This is a genomic window from Pseudomonas sp. B23(2017), assembly GCF_002113725.1.
Taxonomy (GTDB): domain Bacteria; phylum Pseudomonadota; class Gammaproteobacteria; order Pseudomonadales; family Pseudomonadaceae; genus Aquipseudomonas; species Aquipseudomonas putida_Z.
In genome coordinates this window covers 28,884-50,079 of record NZ_NEJM01000024.1, presented here as the reverse complement: position 1 = coordinate 50,079, position 21,196 = coordinate 28,884, and the positions used below count along the sequence as shown (strand labels likewise).

18 protein-coding genes are annotated in these 21,196 nt (G+C 65.3%); 11 read left to right on the top strand and 7 right to left on the bottom strand.

Annotated elements, in window-relative coordinates:
• Nucleotides 1–220 precede the first annotated feature (220 nt).
• Complete coding sequence (locus CAG46_RS26460) at nt 221–1,111, bottom strand: LysR family transcriptional regulator (RefSeq protein ID WP_085619389.1); 891 nt, start codon at nt 1,109–1,111, stop codon at nt 221–223.
• Nucleotides 1,112–1,213: 102 nt separating this feature from the next.
• Here CAG46_RS26460 and CAG46_RS26455 point away from each other — a divergent pair, with 102 nt between their 5' ends.
• From CAG46_RS26455 to CAG46_RS26430, 6 genes are all read left to right on the top strand, one after another.
• Nucleotides 1,214–2,293 (top strand): extracellular solute-binding protein, encoded by a 1,080-nt coding sequence (locus CAG46_RS26455; protein ID WP_085619387.1) that lies wholly within the window; start codon nt 1,214–1,216, stop codon nt 2,291–2,293.
• Nucleotides 2,294–2,318: 25 nt separating this feature from the next.
• On the top strand, nt 2,319–3,284 hold the full coding sequence (gene speB / locus CAG46_RS26450; protein ID WP_013971812.1) for an agmatinase: 966 nt from the start codon (nt 2,319–2,321) through the stop codon (nt 3,282–3,284).
• 226 nt (nt 3,285–3,510) lie between these two features.
• Nucleotides 3,511–3,828 carry a hypothetical protein gene (locus CAG46_RS26445; protein ID WP_025338362.1) on the top strand — a complete coding sequence of 106 codons (318 nt, stop codon included), beginning with the start codon at nt 3,511–3,513 and terminating at the stop codon, nt 3,826–3,828.
• A gap of 23 nt (nt 3,829–3,851) precedes the next feature.
• On the top strand, nt 3,852–5,003 hold the full coding sequence (locus CAG46_RS26440) for a PQQ-dependent sugar dehydrogenase (protein WP_085619385.1): 1,152 nt from the start codon (nt 3,852–3,854) through the stop codon (nt 5,001–5,003).
• 151 nt (nt 5,004–5,154) lie between these two features.
• The gene (gene zapE, locus CAG46_RS26435; RefSeq protein ID WP_085619383.1) at nt 5,155–6,261 is read left to right on the top strand and encodes a cell division protein ZapE; all 1,107 of its coding nucleotides are present in this window, start codon (nt 5,155–5,157) and stop codon (nt 6,259–6,261) included.
• A 14-nt stretch (nt 6,262–6,275) separates the two neighbouring features.
• Nucleotides 6,276–6,857 (top strand): DinB family protein, encoded by a 582-nt coding sequence (locus CAG46_RS26430; protein WP_013971816.1) that lies wholly within the window; start codon nt 6,276–6,278, stop codon nt 6,855–6,857.
• 130 nt (nt 6,858–6,987) lie between these two features.
• Here CAG46_RS26430 and CAG46_RS26425 read toward each other — a convergent pair whose 3' ends face one another.
• From CAG46_RS26425 to CAG46_RS26415, 3 genes are all read right to left on the bottom strand, one after another.
• Complete coding sequence (locus tag CAG46_RS26425) at nt 6,988–7,986, bottom strand: alpha/beta fold hydrolase (RefSeq protein ID WP_085619381.1); 999 nt, start codon at nt 7,984–7,986, stop codon at nt 6,988–6,990.
• A 75-nt stretch (nt 7,987–8,061) separates the two neighbouring features.
• The gene (locus CAG46_RS26420; protein ID WP_013971818.1) at nt 8,062–8,499 is read right to left on the bottom strand and encodes a YqaA family protein; all 438 of its coding nucleotides are present in this window, start codon (nt 8,497–8,499) and stop codon (nt 8,062–8,064) included.
• Nucleotides 8,499–8,930 carry a DUF411 domain-containing protein gene (locus tag CAG46_RS26415; RefSeq protein WP_039614165.1) on the bottom strand — a complete coding sequence of 144 codons (432 nt, stop codon included), beginning with the start codon at nt 8,928–8,930 and terminating at the stop codon, nt 8,499–8,501. The genes CAG46_RS26420 and CAG46_RS26415 overlap by 1 nt, the downstream gene beginning before the upstream one ends.
• A gap of 266 nt (nt 8,931–9,196) precedes the next feature.
• Between CAG46_RS26415 and CAG46_RS26410 the strand changes: the two genes are divergently transcribed.
• Nucleotides 9,197–9,847 carry a hypothetical protein gene (locus tag CAG46_RS26410; RefSeq protein ID WP_046615900.1) on the top strand — a complete coding sequence of 217 codons (651 nt, stop codon included), beginning with the start codon at nt 9,197–9,199 and terminating at the stop codon, nt 9,845–9,847.
• A gap of 7 nt (nt 9,848–9,854) precedes the next feature.
• Here the strand turns inward: CAG46_RS26410 and yegQ are convergent, their stop codons facing one another.
• Nucleotides 9,855–11,174 carry a tRNA 5-hydroxyuridine modification protein YegQ gene (gene yegQ / locus CAG46_RS26405; protein WP_085593222.1) on the bottom strand — a complete coding sequence of 440 codons (1,320 nt, stop codon included), beginning with the start codon at nt 11,172–11,174 and terminating at the stop codon, nt 9,855–9,857.
• 133 nt (nt 11,175–11,307) lie between these two features.
• Between yegQ and CAG46_RS26400 the strand changes: the two genes are divergently transcribed.
• Nucleotides 11,308–12,372: an AI-2E family transporter gene (locus CAG46_RS26400; protein ID WP_025338369.1), complete on the top strand. Its 1,065-nt coding sequence runs from the start codon at nt 11,308–11,310 to the stop codon at nt 12,370–12,372.
• Between the two features lie 144 nt (nt 12,373–12,516).
• On the opposite strand, the gene phnX is transcribed toward CAG46_RS26400, so the two are convergent.
• Together phnX and CAG46_RS26390 are read right to left on the bottom strand one after the other, a co-directional pair.
• The gene (gene phnX / locus CAG46_RS26395) at nt 12,517–13,344 is read right to left on the bottom strand and encodes a phosphonoacetaldehyde hydrolase (protein WP_085619379.1); all 828 of its coding nucleotides are present in this window, start codon (nt 13,342–13,344) and stop codon (nt 12,517–12,519) included.
• Nucleotides 13,345–13,378: 34 nt separating this feature from the next.
• On the bottom strand, nt 13,379–14,485 hold the full coding sequence (locus CAG46_RS26390) for a 2-aminoethylphosphonate--pyruvate transaminase (RefSeq protein WP_013971825.1): 1,107 nt from the start codon (nt 14,483–14,485) through the stop codon (nt 13,379–13,381).
• Nucleotides 14,486–14,597: 112 nt separating this feature from the next.
• Between CAG46_RS26390 and CAG46_RS26385 the strand changes: the two genes are divergently transcribed.
• From CAG46_RS26385 to CAG46_RS26375, 3 genes are all read left to right on the top strand, one after another.
• On the top strand, nt 14,598–15,461 hold the full coding sequence (locus CAG46_RS26385) for a LysR substrate-binding domain-containing protein (RefSeq protein ID WP_015269648.1): 864 nt from the start codon (nt 14,598–14,600) through the stop codon (nt 15,459–15,461).
• Nucleotides 15,462–15,518: 57 nt separating this feature from the next.
• On the top strand, nt 15,519–16,541 hold the full coding sequence (locus CAG46_RS26380) for an AraC family transcriptional regulator (RefSeq protein ID WP_024086600.1): 1,023 nt from the start codon (nt 15,519–15,521) through the stop codon (nt 16,539–16,541).
• Between the two features lie 78 nt (nt 16,542–16,619).
• A complete protein-coding gene (locus CAG46_RS26375) occupies nt 16,620–21,128 on the top strand; it encodes an NEL-type E3 ubiquitin ligase domain-containing protein (RefSeq protein WP_085619377.1) in 4,509 nt (1,502 codons plus the stop codon).
• The last annotated feature ends 68 nt before the right edge of the window (nt 21,129–21,196 follow it).

Genomic DNA, 21,196 nt, shown 5'->3' with positions numbered 1-21,196 from the left:
CTGACCTGGAGCATGGCTTACTGACGCTGTGCGGTTCTGTGGGAGCGGCCTTGTGTCGCGAAAGGGGTGCGAAGCGCCCCCAGGATTTCAGCTCTGCAGCTCATATTGGCGGGGCCGCTTTGCGGCCCTTTCGCGACACAAGGCCGCTCCTACAGAGACCGCACATGCCTGAGGAAGTCGCGGTCCCTGTGGGAGCGGGTTTACCCGCGAAGAGGCCGATTCAGGCAAACGCCGCCAGCAAATCCTGTGCAAACGCTTGCTGTGCCTCGCCAACCGCCTGCGCCCGGTGCCTGGCCAGGGTAAACGGCACCACAAAGTCCAACCCCGGGTCCAGCGCCCACAACAGCCCCTCAGCCTCCCAAGCTTGCGCGCAATGGCACGGCAGATAACCAATATGCCGCCCCGACAGAATGAACGTCAGCACGCTCTCGATCTGCTCCGCCACCGCCATGCTGCGCTGGCTCTGGAACGGCTCGCCGCCCTTGAGAAACCGGTACGGATGACGCACCTGGTCCATCGCCAGCAACCGCTCCCGCCCAACGCCAGCCTCACCGAACAGCTCATGGCCCTTGCCGCAATACAGCCGTTGCCGCTCCTCGAACAGCGGCTGGTAATCGAAGGCTGCCTGGTTGCCGGAAAAGTAGCTGATGGCGTAATCCAGCCGCTGCTCCAGCAACAAGCGCTCCAGCTCTGCCGGTGGCGCACTGATCAGCTCCAGCTGCACCGCCTCCTCGCGCCTGCGAAACGCCGCAATGGCCGCCGCCAGCTTCAGGCTCACCGCCTTGTCCTGGTTCTCCGCCATGCCTATGCGCACGGTCCCCAGCAGCCGCCCGGCAACGCCATTGGCCTGCTGGCGAAACTGTTCGATGTTCAGCAATAACCCACGGGCGGCGTCCAGCAACAACGCGCCTTTTTCCGTCAGGTGAAAACCACCCTTGCCGCGGCTGCACAGGCGGTAGCCCAGCCGCGCTTCCAGCTGCGCCATGCGCTGGCTGATGGTGGGCTGGCTCAGGCCCAGCACGCCTTGCGCGGCGCTGAAGCCACCGGCCTCGACTACAGTGACGAACAGCCGCAGCAGGTGCAGGTCGGGGTCGTGCACTTGTCCGAGCATTACATTGCCTCTGGTGAATGTCAGCTTTGCAAACTTGCCATTCCTGCAATGTAACCCGGCTGGCATGCTCGCGGCATCCACCCATTTGCCGAGGTGTCCGCCATGCGTCGATCGTTGTGCCTGCTGTCCCTGGTCCTGGCCTTGCCGCTGCAGGCCGAAGAAAAGGTCGTCAACCTCTACAGCTGGGCCGACTACGTCGCCCCGCAAACCCTCCAGCGCTTCGAGCAGGAAACCGGCTACAAGGTGCGCTACGACACCTTCGACACCACCGAAGTGTTGGAAACCAAGCTGCTGACCGGTGGCAGCGGCTATGACGTGGTGGTGCCGTCGTCGGCCGTGCTGGCCCGGGCGCTCAAGGCCAACGCCCTGCAGCCGCTCGACCCCCAGGCCATGCCTGGCTACGCCAACCTCGACAAGGACCTGCTGGCCAAGCTCGCCGAGGCCGACCCCGGCAACCGCCATGCCGTGCCCTACACCTGGGGCACCCTGGGCCTGGGGGTGAATGTGGAAGCGGTGCGCCAACGCCTGGGGGATGTGCCGCTGGACAGCCTCGACCTGCTGTTCAAGCCCGAGTACGCCAGCCGGCTGAAGGACTGCGGCATCGCCATGCCCGACTCGCCCCAGGAGGTGATCGGCGTGGCCCTGAACTACCTGGGCAAGGACCCTTACAGCCAGGACAAGGACGACCTGGCCGCCACGCAGAGCCTGCTGAGCCAGCTGCAGCCGTCGATCAGCTACGTCGCCAATGGCCGGCAGATCAGCGACCTGGCCAATGGCAGCGTGTGCCTGGCGCTGACCTACAACGGCGATGCGGCGATGGCCGCCGACCAGGCGCGCCGCGCTGGCAAGCCGTTCGAGCTGATCTACCGCATCCCCCGCGAAGGCACGCTGGTATGGCAGGACAACCTGGTCATTCCCAAGGACGCCCCGCACCCCGAGGCCGCGCGGGCGTTCATCGCCTTCATGCTCAAGCCCGAGTCGGTGGCCGCGCTGACCAACACGCTGTTCTTCGCCAACGCCAACCAGGCGGCCACGCCGCTGGTGGACGAAGCGGTGCGCAACGACCCGGACATCTACCCGTCGGCCGCGGTGCGTCAGCGCCTGTATGCCGACCGCAGCATGGCCCTGGCCGACCTGCGCCAGCGCAACCGCCTGTGGACCGCGTTCCGCAGCCGCCAGTAACCAATAACGACAAAGGAGCCCGACCGTGGAGCAAGCCGCAAACAACGACCAGGCCATGACCCGCGACAGCCTGTATGGCACCGCTGCGGAAAGTACCTACGCTGGCATTACCAGTTTCTCTCGCCGCCGCTACAGCCGCGACCTGCGTGGTGTCGATGTGGTGGTCAGTGGTGTGCCGTTCGATACTGCCACCAGCAACCGCCCCGGTGCGCGCTTCGGCCCGCGGGCGATCCGCGCCGCTTCGGTGCAGCAGGCCTGGGCCCGGCACTGGCCGTGGGCGTTCGACCCGTTCGACCACCTGGCGGTGATCGACTATGGCGATTGCGCCTTCGACAGCGGCACCCCACAGTCGGTACCGGACAGCATCGAGGCCCATGCCACGCATATTCTGGAAGCAGGCTGCGCCATGCTCACCCTGGGTGGCGACCACTTCATCAGCTACCCGCTGCTCAAGGCCCATGCCCGCCGGCATGGCCCGCTGGCGCTGATCCACTTCGATGCGCACAGCGACACCTGGCCGGACGAGGAGGGCAAACGCATCGACCACGGCACCATGTTCTGGCATGCCGCCCGCGAAGGCCTGGTGGACCCGGCCAGCTCGGTGCAGATCGGCCTGCGCACCACCAATGATGACAGCCAGGGCTTTGCCATCCTCGACGCCCGCCAGGTGCACCGCCAGGGCACCGAGGCGGTGATCGCGGCGATTCGCCAGCGGGTGGGCGAGCGGCCGGTGTACCTGACCTTCGATATCGACTGCCTCGATCCGGCCTATGCGCCCGGTACCGGCACGCCGGTGTGCGGCGGGCTGAGCACGGTGCAGGCACTGGAGATCCTCGGCGGGCTGCGCGGTATCAACCTGGTGGGCATGGACCTGGTGGAGGTGGCGCCAGCCTATGACCATGCCGACATCACCGCGCTGGCCGGAGCGACCCTGGCGATGGAAATGCTGTGCCTGTATGCGGCGCGGCACAAGGTGGACAAGGGCCAGTAACCTGGGGCCGCTTTGCGGCCCATCGCGACACAAGGCCGCTCCTACAGGTAATCGCGTACCCCTGTAGGAGCGGCCTTGTGTCGCGATGGGCTGCAAAGCAGCCCCCAAGGCCCATACTGAAACATCAGGAATCATCTCCACCCGCATTCACACTTTTGCCGCGAACCCTTCGCGCCTTAGGCTATCAAACCCACCAGGCGCGGCATTTTCGTACAGGAGGTGAAGCATGACCCCGACCTTGCCCATCCTGGCCCTCGGCCTGGTGCTGTGCCTGCCCGCGCAAGCGGCCCCCGAGCCGCCCTTGCAACTCGCCGCCGGCAACAACAACCCCTACAACAGCCCGATCCAGCGCGCCAACCCTAACAGCCGCCAAGGCAGCATGCCGGCCACACCTCCCGTGCGCGGCCCGTCCACCGACCCGTACCAGCGCACGCCCACCCTGGACAACCGCGGCATCGGCAATGGCGACAACCTGCGCCGCCAGCAGCAAACCCCGAACCTGGAGCCCACCCGACCACCCCGCGGCAACCCGCGCGCGCCATGAGCGCCCTACGAAAGGAATCCTGCATGCTTCGAGCACCCTGGCTTGTCACCCTTACCGCCGCCGCACTCCTGCCCCTGCTGGCGCAGGCGGCGGCCGAACAGCAGCTTCGCAGTGAAGAAGGCACCTTGACCGTCAGCACAGTGGCCGACGGCCTGCGCAATCCTTGGGCCCTGGCGTTCCTCCCGGGCGGCAAGGACATGCTGGTCACCGAGCGCGCTGGCAACTTGCGGGTGGTCAATGCCGAAGGCAAGGTCGGCCCGCCGATCAGTGGTGTGCCCAAGGTCTGGGCCGAGGGCCAGGGCGGCCTGCTGGATGTGGTGCTGTCGCCGGAGTTCGCCAAGGACCGCACCGTCTACCTGTCCTACGCCGAAGAGGGCGGTGACGGCAAGGCCGGTACGGCGGTCGGCCGTGGCCAGTTGTCCCAGGACCGCGCCCGGCTGGAAAACTTCAACGTCATCTTCCGCCAGCAGCCCAAGCTGTCGGAGGGCAACCACTTCGGCTCGCGCCTGGTGTTCGACCGCGACGGCTACCTGTTCATCGCCCTCGGCGAGAACAATCAGCGCCCGACCGCCCAGGACCTGGACAAGCTGCAAGGCAAGATCGTGCGTATCTTGCCGGACGGCGAAGTACCCAGGGACAACCCCTTCGTCGGCAAGGACAACGTGCGGCCGGAGATCTGGTCGTTCGGCCACCGCAACCAGCAAGGCGCCGCACTCAACCCGTGGACCGGCAAGCTGTGGACCCACGAGCACGGCCCGCGCGGCGGCGACGAGATCAACATTCCCGAGCCTGGCAAGAACTATGGCTGGCCGATTGCGACCCACGGCATCAACTACTCGCTGCTGCCGATCCCCGAGGCCAAGGGCAAGCATGTGCAGGGCATGGTAGACCCGCACCATGTATGGGAGAAGTCGCCGGGTATCAGCGGCATGGCGTTCTACGACAGCCCCACGTTCAAGGCCTGGGACCACAACCTGTTCATTGGCGCGCTGGCCACCCAAGAGCTGATCCGCCTGCAACTGGATGGCGACAAGGTGGTGCATGAAGAGCGTTTGCTGGGTGAGCTGAAGGCGCGTATCCGCGATGTGCGGGTGGGGCCGGATGGCTACCTTTATGTGCTGACCGATGACAAGGACGGCGCGTTGCTCAAGGTAGGCCTGGGCGACGGCACCTGACGCAGTACAGTACTTGTGGGAGCGGCCTTGTGTCGCGAAAGGGCCGCAGAGCGGCCCCAGGATTTTCGCGTCACGGCGAATATTGCTGGGGCCGCTGCGCGGCCCTTTCGCGACACAAGGCCGCTCCCACAAGGTATGTGTAGAATGCCGCATGGCTATCGATCCCCATTCCCTCTACCAGCAGGCCCTGACCACTCAGGGCTATGTCTCCGACCCCGCCCAGGCCCGCGCCGTCGAAGCCTTGCAGGCCTGTTTCCAGGCCGTCGAACAGGGCCGCCCCACCCAGGGTATCTACCTCTGGGGCCCGGTCGGCCGCGGCAAGACCTGGCTGATGGACCAGTTCCACCACTGCCTGCGGGTATCCAGCCGGCGCCAGCACTTCCACCACTTCATGGCCTGGGTCCACCAGCGCCTGTTCCAGCTCAACGGCACCGCCGACCCGCTGCTGGCGCTGGCCGGGGAGCTGGCAGGGCAGATACGCGTGCTGTGCTTCGACGAGCTGTTCGTCAACGACATCGGTGACGCGATCATCCTCGGCCGCCTGTTCCAGGTACTGTTCGACCAAGGCGTTGTTATCGTCGCCACCTCCAACCAGCCACCCGAGCAGCTCTACCGCGACGGCTTCAACCGCGAGCGTTTCCTGCCGGCCATCGCCGCCATCCAGCGGCACATGCAGGTACTGCCGGTAGCCGGCGAGCAGGACCACCGCCTGCACCCCGGCGCCGAGCGCCAGCGTTACTGGGTGGCGCAAGCGGGGCAGGCCAGCCAGCTGGGCGAGGTGTTCCGCCAGCTCAGCCCCGGCGACGCAGGCCACGATCAGCCCTTGGCGATCGGCTCCCGGCAGGTGCAGGTGGTGCGGCGCAGCGCGCAGGCCATCTGGTGCCGCTTCACCGACCTGTGCGAACAGCCGCTGGCGGCCATGGAGTTCATGGCCCTGTGCGACCGGTTCCCGGCCATCCTGGTGTCGGGCATTCCGGCGCTGGGGGGTGAACAGCGGGCCGGGCGCATTGCCCGGGGCACCGAGGATGCTGCGGCGCGGGTGGTGGCGGGTGACCGCGAACTGCCAGCGCTGTCGCCCAAGGACGACGCGGTGCGCCGCTTCATTGCCCTGGTCGACGAATGCTACGACCGCCGGGTGGCGTTGTACCTGGAGGCACAGGTGCCGCTGGATGCCCTCTACACTCAAGGGTATCTGGCGTTCCCGTACCAACGGACCCTGAGCCGGCTACGGGAGATGCAACTGCAACGCTTCGCCTGAAAAGGAGCCGAACCATGGAGCCGCTGTCGCATCATCTGCTGACCCAGGCCTACAACAATGGCTGGGCCAACCACCGTCTGTACAAGGCCTGCCTGCAACTGACCCAGGACGAATTCGTCGCCCCGCGCTGCAGCTTTTTCCCGTCGATCAAGGCCACCCTCAACCACCTGCTGACGGTGGACTGGTTCTACCTGCACATGCTCGAGTGCGAGCAGCGTGGCGAGCAGCCCGACGCTGACGGCGAGCGCTTCTTCGACCCCGAACAGCCGTTTGCCACCTGCACCGACCTGCATGCCGAACAGGCCCAGGCCGATCACCGGCTGATCGCCTATTGCCGGGGCCTGCGCGATGGTGAGCTGGGGCGCTATGTGAGCATCGTGCGCCCCGAGCGGGTACAGCGCGAGCAACGGCTGCGGCTGCTGGCGCACCTGTTCGAGCACCAGGTGCATCACCGTGGGCAGGTGCATGCGATGCTCAGTGACACGGCAGTGAGGCCGCCGCAGCTGGATGAGTTTTTCTGCGAGGAAGAGGCGGGGTTGCGGGCGGCGGACTTTGCCGAGCTGGGCTGGACCGAGGAGCAGGTCTGGAAAGTGTAGGGGGCTGCTTTGCAGCCCTTCGCGGGCTCGCCCGCTCCCACAGGTGCTGCACAGGTTTTGGCAGCTGTGCACTACCTGTGGGAGCGGGCGAGCCCGCGAAGGGCCGCAAAGCGGCCCCTCGACTATTGGCTCACTTGCCCAGCCACTGCACCAGCGTGCGGTTGAACCGCACCGGCTCCTCGATCTGCGGCGCATGCCCCATGCCTTCAAAGGTAATCAGCTCCCCCTTGGGAATCAGCTTGGCCACCTGCGGCCCCAGCACTGCATACTTGCCCAGCTTCGCTTTCACCTCCGGCGGTGCGATATCACTGCCGATGGCTGTGGTGTCCTGGTCACCGATCAGCAGCAGGGTGGGCATCTGCAGGTCCTTGAACTCGTGGTACACCGGCTGGGTGAAGATCATGTCGTAGATCAGCGCCGAGTTCCACGCCACCGCTTCATGCCCCGGCCCCTTGTTCAGGCCCACCAGCATCTGCACCCAGCGCTCGTACTCCGGCTTCCAGCGCCCGGCGTAGTAGGTCTTGCGCTCATACTCGCGCACGCCTTCGGCATCCAGCTTGAGCTCGCGCGCATACCACTGGTCCACCGTGCGGTAGGGCACGCCCAGGGCTTTCCAGTCTTCCAGCCCGATGGGGTTGACCATCGCCAGGCGCTCCACCTGCTGTGGGTACATCAGCGCATAGCGGGTGGCGAGCATGCCGCCGGTGGAGTGGCCGAGCACGATGCTTTGCTTCACCCCCAGCTGTTCGAGCAAAGCATGGGTGTTGCTCGCCAGTTGCTGGAAGCTGTACTGGTAATGCGCCGGCTTGCTGGAGCTGCAGAAGCCGACCTGGTCGGGGGCGATGACCCGGTAGCCAGCCTTGCTCAGGGCGTCGATGGTGGTTTCCCAGGTGGCGGCGCAGAAGTTCTTGCCATGCATCAGCACCACGCTGTGGCCGTTGGCCTGGCCCTGGGCGGGCACGTCCATGTAGCCCATCTGCAGGGCTTGGCCCTGGGACTTGAAGTCGAAATGCTTGAGCGGATGCGGGTAGCTGAAGCCCTCCAGCTGGGGGCCATAGGTGGGCGATTCGGCGGCGATGGCCGGACTGCCGGCGAGGCAGGCCAGGGCCAGGGCGGTTGCGCGCAGCATGGGGGCACTCCGTGTAGGGCCATGTAGGAAGGGGCGACTGTAACAGCCAGTGGACCACGCGGAACGTGAAAGGTGTTACCAGGCGTGAAACCAGCCCAGGGTAATCATCGCCAGCACCCCATAGCGGCCGGCCTTGGCCAGGGTCACCAGCAGCAGGAAGCGCCAGAATGGCTCACGCATGATGCCCGCGATAAGCGTCAGCGGGTCGCCGATCACCGGCATCCAGCTGAGCAGCAGCGACCATTGCCCCCAGCGCTGGTAGCGCTGTTGCGCGCGTTCCAGCTGGGCAGGGCTGAACGGGAACCAGCGCTTGTCACGCAGGTGCTCGATGGCCCGCCCCAGCACCCAGTTGACCACCGAGCCCAGCACATTGCCCAGGGTCGCCACCAGCAGCAGGGTGGCCCAGGCCTCGGGCTGGCGCAGCAAAAGGCCGACCAGCACGGCCTCCGATTGCAGCGGTAGCAGGGTGGCGGCGCCGAAGGCGCTGAGGAACAGCGCCCACAGGCTGAGCATCAGTAGTTGGCGACCACGGTGTCCTTGCCGTCCTGGGTCACGCCGATGACCTGGTAGGCATCCTTGTGGTCACCCATTTCCATGCCGGGCGAGCCCATGGGCATGCCTGGCACGGCCAGGCCCTTGAGGTCGTTGCGTTTGGCCAGCAGGCGCACCTGCTCGGCCGGCACGTGGCCTTCGACGAACTTGCCGTCGATCACCCCGGTATGGCACGACGCCAGGCGTGGCGCAACGCCCAGGCGTTGCTTCACCTCGCTCATGTTCGGCTCGACATGATCGTTGACGGTGAAGCCGTTGTCGCGCAGGTGGCTGATCCAGGCCTTGCAGCAGCCACAGTTGGGGTCGCGGTAGACGTCGATGGTCTCGGCAGCCTGGGCCAGGCCGGTGATGGCCAGCAGGCCCAGGGGCAGCAGGTGTTTACGCAGCTTCATGAAGCACTCCTTCAAAAACGTGGGCGGATACCGGCGACCAGGCCTGTGCCTTGCACGCGCTCGGTGTCGTTACGGCCCCAGGGGCGGTCCGATATCCAGCGGTTGGCCAGCAGCATAGCCTAAGCGGCTTCCAGGCGCAGCGCGGCCTGTTGCTGTTCGCCAGCGTTGTCAGGCAGCCAGTCTACGTGCCAGGTAGTGGTTCCGGATGCCGGCCTGTCATCACGCTGGCTAACGTGCGGCTCACCTATCTGAGAGCCTGCTGGATCATGACCCTACCACTGGACTGCCTGTTGTACTCCAAGACCAATCTGATCGGCATCGGACCAAACCTGTCCGAAGAGGAACGCCAGGACGTGCAAACGTTGCTGGACCATGCCGATGAGTTCGCAAGCCGCTTCCTCGACCGGGACGAGCTATGGAAGAGCTGGTTCGACCGCTTCCGCAATCGCCTGGAGAAACATGGCTGCGTAAGAACGGCCGCCCTGGAGTTGCCGCCCCAGGTCATCAGGGACCATGACGATTTCGATACCAGGCTCGAGCCCATCGGCACAGGCAGCACACCAACGCTGTTGGCCCAACTGGCGCGCGCATCCATGCAGGAACTGCGCATCAGTGCTCACGCCAGCAAGTTCCTGCAGTCTGGTTGGCAGAACGACGTCGCCTCATCGTTTCTGATAACACCCTGCCAGAAGGACGAGGAGGGCCAGATCCATCTGGCGGTCTACTCGTTTCGCTTCAATGGCACGGTGGAGATGCGCGACTTCGGATTCTGGAGCGAGGCCCAGCGTGACATCGTCGTGTGGAACACCGGCACTGTTTACCGTTTTGACCTGGAACGTTTCGCCGCTTTTCGTCAGCAGATTCGTAAGGAATTGGGCGACCGGCGGCTTGGCGCCATTACCCGGATTGAACTCTAGCCCTCGCTCAAGCTGGCAGGTCACGCATCAGCAGGCCGTATGCCAATGGCACCTGCTCGGGAACAGGAAGGTAGATGGTGTGGCCATCGCCAGGGGCGACCTGCAGCGGTTGCTGCTGGCCATTGCTCATGTGCTCGAGATCGAAGTGGTAGTTGCCGCGTGGGGTCATCAGTTCCAGATGGTCGCCCACGGCGAAGCGGTTCTTCACCTTGACCTCGGCCAGGCCGTCGACGCGCACCCCGGTCAGCTCGCCAACGAACTGCTGGCGCTCGGACACCGAGTTGCCGCGCTGGTAGTTCTGGTACTCGTCGTGCACGTGGCGGCGCAGGAAGCCTTCGGTGTAACCGCGCTGGGCCAGGGATTCGAGGTTGTCCATCAGGGAGCGGTCGAATGGCCGCCCGGCCACCGCGTCGTCGATCGCCTGGCGGTACGACTGCACGGCGCGGGCGCAGTAGAAGTGCGACTTGGTGCGGCCTTCGATCTTCAGCGAGTGCACGCCCATGGCGGCCAGGCGCCCGACATGCTGGATGGCGCGCAGGTCCTTGGCATTCATGATGTAGGTGCCGTGCTCGTCTTCGAACGCCGGCATTTCGGTGCCGGGGCGGTTGCTTTCCTGCAGCAGGAATACCTGCTCGGTCGGTGCACCCAGGCCCAGCGTCGGCTGCACTTCGCGCACGATGTCGCCGGTGGCGTTTTCGGTCGCCGGGGTGGCGTCGTACTTCCAGCGGCAAGCGTTGGTGCAGCTGCCCTGGTTGGCATCGCGCTTGTTGAGGTAGCCCGACAGCAGGCAACGGCCGGAGTAGGCCATGCACAGGGCACCGTGGACGAACACCTCCAGCTCCATTTCCGGCACCTGCTGGCGGATTTCCTCGATCTCTTCGAGCGACAGCTCGCGCGACAGTATCACCCGGCTCAGGCCCAGTTGCTGCCAGAACTGCACGCTGGCCCAGTTGACCGTGTTGGCCTGCACCGACAGGTGCACCGGCATCTGCGGGAAGTGCTGGCGTACCAGCATGATCAGGCCTGGGTCGGACATGATCAGCGCGTCCGGTGCCATCTCGATCACCGGCGCCAGGTCCTTGAGGAAGGTCTTGAGCTTGGCATTGTGCGGGGCAATGTTGACCACCACGTAGAAGCGCTTGCCCAAGGCATGCGCTTCCTGAATGCCCAGGGCCAGGTTGGCATGGTCGAACTCGTTGTTGCGCACCCGCAAGCTGTAGCGTGGCTGGCCGGCGTAGACCGCGTCGGCGCCATAGGCGAAGGCGTAGCGCATGGTCTTGAGGGTGCCGGCGGGGGCCAGCAGTTCGGGCTTGGCGATGTGGGTCATGTGCGCACCGGAGCAAAAGGCGCGGATGCTAGGGCTGGCAGATACGGCCCGTATTGATTTGCATCAAGGGAATGGCGGCACTTTTGCCAAGGTGCGGCGCACTAATAACGCATAAGCCATGCGAGGACCCGCGATGAACCAGACCGCCCTGCAGAACAAAGCCCTGGCAGTACTGCTGGCGCTGGTGACCATTGCCTTCATCTGGATCCTGCTGCCGTACTACGGTGCGATCTTCTGGGCGGTGATACTCGGCATCCTGTTCGCCCCGCTGCAGCGCCACCTGCTGCTGCGTTTCGGCCGAAGGCGCAATCTGGCTGCGGCGGCCACCTTGCTGGTGTGCCTGCTGGTGGCGATCCTGCCGGTGATCATCACCAGCGCGCTGCTGGTGCAGGAGGGAGCCGCCCTGTACCAGCGCATCGAGCACGGGGAGCTGGATATTGCCGGCTATGTCGAGCGCGGCAAGGACATGCTTCCGGCTTTTGCCCAGCGGGGGCTGGACAGCATGGGCATGGGCAATCTCGACGGGCTGCGCGACAAGATCACCAAATGGGCCACCCAAGGCAGCCAGGTGCTGGCCAGCCAGGCGTTCAACTTTGGGCAGGGCACGTTCGAGTTCGTGATCAGCTTCGGCATCATGATGTACCTGTTGTTCTTCTTCCTGCGCGAAGGCGCGGAAGTCGCCCGCCAAGTGCGTCTGGCAGTGCCGCTGCCCGAACACCAGAAGCGCCGTTTGCAGCTGAAGTTCAACCGTGTGGTGCGGGCGACGGTAAAAGGCAACGTGCTGGTGGCCATTACCCAGGGGGCGCTGGGTGGTTTCATTTTCTGGGTGCTGGATATACCGAGTGCGCTGGTGTGGGCGGTGCTGATGGCGTTTCTGTCGCTGTTGCCGGCGGTAGGGGCGGGGATCGTGTGGGCGCCGGTGGCGGCGTACTTCCTGCTGACCGGTGCGATTTTGTCGGGGGTGATCCTGACCGCGTTCGGCGTGCTGGTGATCGGCCTGGTAGACAACTTGTTGCGGCCGATCCTGGTGGGCAAGGACACGCGCATGCCGGACTACCTGATTCTGGTGTCGACGCTGGGCGGGCTGGCGGTGTTCGGGCTCAACGGCTTCGTGATCGGGCCATTGATCGCGGCGCTGTTCGTGTCGAGCTGGGCGATCTTCGCGGCAACCAAACCCCGGGTGCAGTTGCCGGAGTAGGGGTGGGCCTTGATGGGGCTGCTTTGCAGCCCATCGCCGGCAAGCCAGCTCCCACAGGTACAGCGTTGCTCTCGAGGTTGTCGCTGTACCTGTGGGAGCGGCCTTGTGTCGCGAAAGGGCCGCAACGCGGCCCCATTTGCCGGGTCAGAAGGCCTGCGGCATCTCACCCTTGGCCAGGCGCCGGTTGATGTCGGCGATCACTTCGGGCAGTTCGTTGATGGTGTCGATCAGGTAGTGCGGACGGGAGCCGGCGAACAGGGCGTGGATGCGCTGGCGCTCGCTTTCCAGCTTCTCGGCGCTCAGCGCGCGGTAGCCTTCCCAGGTCAGCCCCAGGGCATTGCCCGAGCACACCAGGGCCACGGTCCACATGCCGGCACGGCGGCCTTCGAGAATGCCCGGCACGGTATCGTCGACCTTCACGCACGCCGCCACATCGTCGATACCCAGCGCGATCACGTTGGCCAGGGCCTGGGCCGGCCATGGGCGGCCGTTCGGGGTTTCGTCGGTAGCCACCACATGGTCGGCCACGTAGCCGTTCTGCGCGGCCAACTCCACCACCTTGTCCATCACCACCTTCGGGTAGCCCGAGCAAGAGCCGATCTTCAGGCCGTCCTGGCGCAGCCCGGTGAGGGTGTCCAGAGCGCCGGGGATCAACGCCGAGTGCACGGCGATCTTCTCGATCTGCAGTGGCATGAAGCGGTTGTAGATGGCGGTGACATCATCGTCGGTCGGGGTACGGCCGAACACCTTGCGGTAGCGCTCGGCAATTTCCGGCACGTCGCACAGGGTGCGGATGTGGTCCCACTTGCCCATGCCCATCGGGCCGCGGGCTTCTTCGATGGACACCTGCACATCGAATTCGGCAAAGGCTTCGACAAAGATCTGGGTCGGGGCGAAGGAGCCGAAGTCGACCACGGTGCCGGCCCAGTCAAGGATGGCGGCTTGCAGCTGGGTAGGGTTGCTGTAGTTCATGTGCGCTTGTTCCTGAAATTGGGTGGGCAAAGGGTCAGATGTCCAGCACTTCCATTTCCCGCAGCACCTCGGCCACGGCATTCACGGCGGCCTGCATGCCATCCGCTCCAACCACGCCGATACAGCCGACACGGAAGGTTTCCACCTGGGTCAGCTTGCCCGGGTAGAGGATGAAGCCCTTGGCCTTGACCCGCTCGTAGAAGTCCTTGAACTGGTAGCGGGGATCGTTCGGTGCGTGGAAGGTGACGATGATCGGCGCCTGGATCTCGGCAGGCAGGAAGCTGCGCAGGCCGATGGCGGCCATGCCGTCGAGCAAGGTCTTGCAGTTGTCGGCGTAGCGCTGGTGGCGCGCTGGCAGGCCACCTTCCTCGTTGTATTGCTGCAGCGCTTCGTGCAGGGCAGCGACCACGTGGGTCGGCGGGGTGAAGCGCCACTGGCCGGTCTTGGCCATGTAGGTGTGCTGGTCGTGCAGGTCCATGGCCAGCGAGTGGGCGTTGCCTTCGGCAGCGGCCAGGGCGGTTTTCTCGGCGAACACGAAGCCCATGCCAGGTACCCCTTCCAGGCATTTGCCGGAGGCGGCGATCAGCGCCTCGAAGGGGATGGCGCGGGCGTCGATCGGCAGTGCGCCGAACGAGCTCATGGCGTCGATGATCAGGCGCTTGCCGTGGCCTTTGATCACCTGGGCGATCTCGGGCAGCGGGTTGAGGATGCCGGTACTGGTTTCGCAGTGGATCAGCGCGACGTGGGTGATGGCCGGATCGGCGGCCAGCAGGCGGTCGACGTCGGCGGCGGTGGTCGGCTGGTCTTCGGCGGTTTCGAAGGTGCTGTAGGCACGGCCCAGCACTTTGCAGATCTTCGCCAGGCGCTGGCCATAGGCGCCATTGATCAGCACCAGGACCTTGCCGTCACGCGGCACCAGGGTGCCGATGGCCGCTTCCACGGCGAAGGTGCCGCTGCCTTGCAGGGGCACGCAGTGGTGGCTGGCGCTGCCGTCGATGATGGCCAGCAGTTGCTCGCAGACACTGGCAGTCAGTTGGTTGAAGTCGCGGTCCCAGGAGCCCCAGTCCACCAGCATGGCTTGGCGGGTGCGGATTGATGTGGTCAGGGGACCGGGGGTCAGCAGAATCGGGGCGTTGCTCATTCCGTTATTCCTCACAAGCGGTGGGCTGAAACTACGGGGCCTAGGTTGCAATTGGCGCTGTCATCAATCAAATTGTTTGTTGTTATTCGAGCTATAAGTCAGGCCGATAAATATGAACCTGTTCCAGTTGCGTGCCTTCGATGCCGTGGCCCGTGAGGGCAGCTTCACCCGTGCCGCCGCACGCCTGTTCATCAGCCAGCCGGCGGTGACCGGGCACGTGAAGGCGCTGGAGGAGCACTACCAGATCACCTTGCTGCGGCGTACTGCGCGGCGGGTGGAGTTGACCGAAGAGGGCACCCGCCTGGCGGCCATCACCCGCGCCATGTTCGGCCTGGCCGAAGAGGCGCAGGCCATGCTCGAGGCCAACCGGCAATTGCTGACCGGGCGCCTGGAGGTGGCGGCCGATGGCCCGCACCGGGTCATGCCGATGCTGGCGCTGCTGCGCGAGCGCTACCCGGGCATTACCGTCAACCTGCGCCTGGGCAATGCCCAGGAAACCCTGGCGGCATTGCTCAGCGAACATGCCGACGTGGCCGTGCTGACCGAGATCGAGCCGCGCAAAGGCCTGCATTTGCAGAACCTGTGCGAGTCGCGGTTGTGCGCCTTGCTGCCGGCGGGGCATGCCTGGGCCAGCGGCGAGGGTGATTTGCCGCTGGCTGAGCTGCACCAGCAGATCATGGTGTTGCGCGAACCCAGCTCCACCACCCGGCGCACCTTCGACAAGGCCTGCAGCAAGGCCGCCGTGCAACCTCGGGTGCTGCTGGAGCTGGATAGCCGCGAGGCGGTGACCGAAGCGGTGGCCTCGGAGCTGGGCATTGGCGTGGTGTCGTCCACCGAAGTCGCCAATGACCCGCGGGTAGTGGCGCGCCCGCTGGCCGGTGACGGCCTGGTCAACCAGCACCTGATCGGCTGCCTGGAGCGCCGCCGTGAGCTGCGCCTGATCCAGGCGTTCCTCGGCCTGGCGGCGGGGCTGTGATGGCTGTTTTCAACGGGGCGGCCTAAGATGGCCGGCATTGAGCCGACAGGACCGTCGATGAGCGAGAAAGACACCATTTCCATGCAGCTGGTGCGCGAAGCGCTGTTGCAGACTTGCCCAGCCGGCGAGCCCGATACTGGCTTGCTGGCCCGGGCGGGTATCGCCGTCGAACAGCTGCACCTGCCAGCGGCACGGGTCAGCGCCGAGTCCTATGCCCGGCTCTGGCGTCTGCTGGCGCGGCGCTGCAACGATGAGTTCTTCGCCATGGACCCGCGCGGTCTGCGCAGCGGCAGCCTGGCGTTCATGTGCCGTGCCAGCATGGGCCAGCCAACCCTGGGCGCCGGCCTGGAAACCGCGCTGGCGTTCCTGTCACTGATGCTTGAAGACCTGCAGCCAAGCCTGGTGCGCCAGCAAGGCCTGGCCGAAATCGTCATCAACGAACCGCGTGACACACCGCGCCGCGCTTTCACCTATTTCACCTTCTGGATGATCGTGCACGGTGTGACCTGCTGGCTGGCCGGGCGGCGTATCCCGATCCTGGCCATCGATCTGCGCTGTGCCGAACCGCCGTTCTGCGATGACTACCGGGTGATGTTTTCGGAAAACCTGCAGTTCGAGCGCCCGCGCACGCGCATGATCATCGCTGCCGAATGCCTCGAGCTGCCGCTGCGGCGCAGCGAAGAAGAACTGCAGCGTTTTCTGGCCGAGGCGCCGGGCAACATCCTGGTCAAATACCGTGACCCGGCCAGCCTCGGGCGGCGCATTCGCACCGACCTGTTGCGCCTGGACCCGGGGCAGTGGCCCGATGGCGACAGCCTGGCGCGCCAGTTGTGCCTGTCGCCTTCTACCCTGCGCCGACGGCTGGCCGAAGAGGGGCAGAACTACCAAGGGTTGAAGGACAGCGTGCGTCGTGAGCTTGCAATTGCCTGGCTGAGCCAGGAAGACGCGGCCATGGGCGAAATCGCCGAGCGCCTGGGCTTTGCCGACAGCAGTTCGTTCTACAAGGCGTTTCGCAAGTGGTTCGGCTGCAACCCCGGGCATTACCGTGCGCTGATCCTCAAGCGCGGCAGTGGCGGCTAGGGAACCACGCCTTCCCGCTGCCGGCCGCCGCCGCTGGCAAGCATCGTGACAAGTCGATCACTGACCAGGAAATCGACGATGTCTCAACCTGCCTTGCACCCCAAGTTGCTTCACCCCGCCGAAGATTTCATCGCGCAAAGCATGCCCGCCTGGCTGAAGTCGGCCAAGCCCAAGCAGCTTGCCAAGCTGCAATTGCGTTTCAACGCCTACCTGGCGAGTCAGCGGAAGATGGCAGGGTTCGCCGACCGCCTGCAGCCTCTGGACCGTTTTGCCAAGCAACTGTTCGAGCCTGCCTTGCGCCAGGACAGCCAGCTGAAGCTGCAGGTCGACCTGGACAAACTGGTGTGGCGCGAAACACGCGCACGGCTGGATGTGAGAACCGGCTTGATCCCTGATTATCAACCGTACTTCGTGCGCATGCCGGCCTTGCAAAAGCTGTTGCAGAACTTCAAGGCCAACGAGTCCTTCTTCCTCGGCACCGCCTTGACCCTTCCGGGAGCCCATCAGGACGAGCAGGTGGTGAGCGAAGACATCGAGCGGATTGTCAGCCTGAGCCGCCAGGTGGATGTCGGCAGCGCCTACCAGCGGCACCTGGCGCAAGTATTGACCCCTGACTTTGAAAAGGCGCTGACCACCGACCGGCGCCTGGAGCTGGCCGTGGCGGTCGAGATCGCGGCCATCAAGCAGCAGCTGGATCCGGAAGACCTGCTGGTGCTGCGTATCGCGTGCAAGGATGAACCCGCCGTGATCAAGGGGCCGGTGCAGCTGGAGATCGGTGCTCTGCAAGTCCTTGGCTGCCGGGTGGATGGCGCGGTGGCGGTTGAACTGATCGAGCAGCCCCGCCACCAGTCCACGTTTCCCTTCGGGGTACCTGGGCGCTTGAAAAGAGTGATCCTGTACACCCCTGACGATCAGGCGCAACCCCTGCGCGCGTTCACCAATTGGGATGAGGCGAACCGTGCCCTGGCCACGGCGATGGGCAACCAGGACTATCGGCAGGCGTTTGTGCGGCGGATTGCCTTGGGTGATCGCGCCACTTGCGAGCAGGCCCTGGCCACCCGTTTGCAGGATGCACAACCTGACCTGGAACCTCGCAGGGTGTTGGAAGCGGGGGACGGTTTTGCGTCGATGGCCGCCTGGCACATGCAGCGAATCAAGGCCGATGCACGTTTCCTTGCGGTGCCCACCGCCCAGGCCGATGACGCGGCTGCGGAGCAGCGCCTGGACGAGCTCAAAGGCGCCGGCCTGGTATTGCTCAACCTGGCGGGCCTGTTCGTGCCGGTCATCGGGGCTTTGCTGGTGGCGGACCTGGCCAGGCAACTGTTGACTGAAACTTTCGAGGGCGTGCGTGACTGGCAGTTGGGCCATCAGCATGAGGCCTTGATGCATATGCTTCAGGTGGCCTTCAGCGTGGCAACCACCGGTGCGGTGGTTGTCGGTGCCCACCTGGCCCGCAGCGCATTCGTCGAAACTCTGGAGCCGGTCATCACCGAAGATGGCCGGCAACGGCTGTGGCGCAATGAGCTGGCGCCTTACCAGGAAACTACTCCACCCGTTCAGCTGACGGAGCTCGACAACGGCTTGCTCGCCGAGGGTGAGCGCCATTGGTGGCGGTCGAATGGTGCCTTGTATCGGGTAAGGCAAACCGCCAATGGCGCTTGGCGCTTGCTGCATGCCGAAGGTGACGCGGCGTTCGGGCCGGTGCTGGAACGTTGCTCTGCGCGTGGCTGGCGGCTGGCTTACGAGCGGCCACTGGAATGGCAGGGCGCCGCACTGTTGCTCGGGCGGCTTTGGCCAGCGGCGGCCGCGATGGACGCCGTGCGGGTGGAGCAGGTGCTGAAGGTCGCGGATGTCGACGAGGCCTACTTGCGTGGCCTGCTGGTGGAACGGCGCGGGTTGCCGGTTCAGCTGCGCGATACCTTGCAGCGCTTTGCCGTGGACGCACGCGCGCAGGCCTTTTTCAGCCGGCTGGAAGCGGGGGAGGCTGATACCGCTACCGAGCTGTGGCAATGGTGCATCGAACGGTTGCAACTGCAGGGCGAAACCGTCGAAGAACAGGTGCTGTCGATCCGTGACGCGGCAATCGAGTTGCGTGAGGCGATGCTCGAGCATTTCTCCAGGCTTTACCTGGCCGACGACCCGCTGCTGGGCTTGATCCAGCGCGACTTCCCGACGCTGCCAGAGGCCTATGCCCTCGATGTGCTCGAGCAGGCCACCGAGGCTGTGCGCTTGCGCATGCAGGCAGAGTCCCGCCTGCCGCTGGCGTTGGCTGAACAGGCGCGGGTGGCCCTGCAACTGGCGCGCCTGACCCGCATGCGCGAAGCGTTGTACCTGCAGGGCAGTTATCGGCCGGAAGTGGTGGCGCTGGTCTTTGCCCTGCTGCGTCGGCATGGCCCCGGCGCTGCCGGGTTCAACCTGGTGTTGCGCCGTGACCCGTATGCCGGGGCGGCGATGGAGCGGCTGTTCGCCGAGACCGACCTTGAGCAGGCCGTGGTGCTGGTCAGGCGGGAGGGGCGCTTCCAGCTCTACAACGACAGAGGCTTGCCGGATGAGCGCGAAGTCGCCGCCCCCGAGGGGCTGTTCGAGGTGCTGGCCGCTTGCCTGCCCGTGGAATACCGGGTGCGACAGGGGTGGAATGGCGCCGATGCGCCGACCAGAATCCGCGAGCAGATGCAGGCCTGGCTACCCGGTGACCGGCAGGCCCTGCTGCGCCTGCTCGGCTGGCGGGAGGCAAGGCCCATGGCATCGCCCATGCAGCGTTTGGTCGATGGCCGAGCGGGCTATCCACTGGGTGGCTGCCAGTCGTGCATCGGCTCGCCGGAGCGCGTGGTGCGGCAGCGGGTGCGCGCGTTGTATCCCGGTATCGGGGATGTCGGCGTCGATCGCTATGTCCAGAGCCTGTTGGACATGCGCGGGGGCCTGTTCGAGAACCTGCTGCGTGTCGAGCAGGAATACCGCCGCCTGGATGACAGCTTGCTGGCCTGGGTTGAAGAGGTGGCGGGCAGCGCCAGTCGCGCACGCCGACGTGTTGCAGATTCGTTGCGGCGTGCCTGGCAGATGCGCAGCGACCGCGCCGTTGGCGCTATCGGCAACGATGCGGTGCTCAGCCTGAGCATCGTCGCCGTACCGGTGGGCAGCCTGCCCGTGTTGCCGGTCGGGACGGACTTCTCGCACGTGTCGGAATTGACCCTGTCGGCGCTCGGTCTGGATGCCATCCCGTCGGGGTTCCTCGCCTGCTTCCCCGATCTGCTGTGCCTGGACATGAGCGACAACGCCTTGCGCGCGCTACCTGCGGGGCTGGAGCGGTTGACCGCCTTGCGCCAGTTGCTGATGCCGCGCAACCGTATTCGTATCTCGGAGCCGCAGGCCAATGTGCTGACTGGCCTGGCGCTCTTGCGTTCGCTGGACCTGAGTGACAACCCGCTCGGCGACATCAGGCTACAGTTCGAGCGGTTGCCCAGCTTGCGGATCCTGCGTTTGAACCGCGTGCAGATGACCGCGCTGCCCCGGGGCCTGGAGTGGTGTGGCCTGTTGGTGTTCGCCGACCTTCGCAACAACCAGATAGCCGAGTTGCCGGCAGCCTTGTTTCAGGCCCCGTTGCAGTTGCGCCGTGCCATGCACCTGGAGGGCAATGCGCTGCCAGTGCAGGATCTCGATCGCCTGTATGGCGCCGAACGCCTGCTGGCCACGCCCCGCCCGCAACGACACGCTCCTGCTCGGGAGCAATGGCTGCAGACCCTGGACCCAGCGGCGCGGCAGGAGCAGCAAGGGAAATGGGATGCGCTGAATGCCGAGCCCGGCAGCCTGGCTTTCTTCGAGCTGCTCAGACAACTGACGACCACGGCCGAATTCAGCAAGGCGCCGGCCGAACTCGGGTTCAGGGTATGGGCAATGCTGGATGCCGCCCATGTCGATACCGCCACGCGCATGGCCCTGTTTGACCTGGCAGCGGAGCCCACCACCTGTGTGGACAGCGTTTCCACCGTGTTCAGCCGCCTTGAGGTGCGCATGCATGTCGAGCAGGCCACCCGCGGCGGCGAACCGATTTCGACTCGCGCGGCACGCCTGCAGTTGGCCAAGCGGCTGTTTCGCGTGCACTGGGTAGAGAAAATCGCCCGACGCGAAATCGACGCCCGCTACCAGGATGGACGTTGGAGCCGGGGGAACCACGATGAAGAGGAGGTGGAGGTCAATCTTGCCTACCTCAGCGGCTTGGCCCAGCGCCTGGACCTGTTGGGCCAACCTCGCCATATGCAGTTTGGCAGGCTGGCCAACGTGTCGCCGCTGCAACTGGAGGAGGCCTTCAAGGAAGTGCTGGAGGTGGAGGCGGGCGAGCAACGGGTCGTGTTCATCAGCGAGCGTGATTTCTGGTTGCCGGTACTGCGGGCAGAACATCCAGACGACTTCGAAACCCTTGAAACGCAATTCTCCCTGCGGCTGGAAACTCTGGACGAGCAAAGGGAGACCTTGACCAGTGACGAGTACTGGAACCTGAGCAACGCCCTGCGCGATGAGCGCGAGCAGGCCCTGGCCAGCCTTGCCCAGCGCCTTACGCGCGAAGCGTTCATGGTGCCAGAGGCAAAGTGACGGCGCTTCACGGGCGGCACGCAGTGTGCCGCCCAGCTTCTACCGCAGGGGTTCCCTCTGCGCAAGCG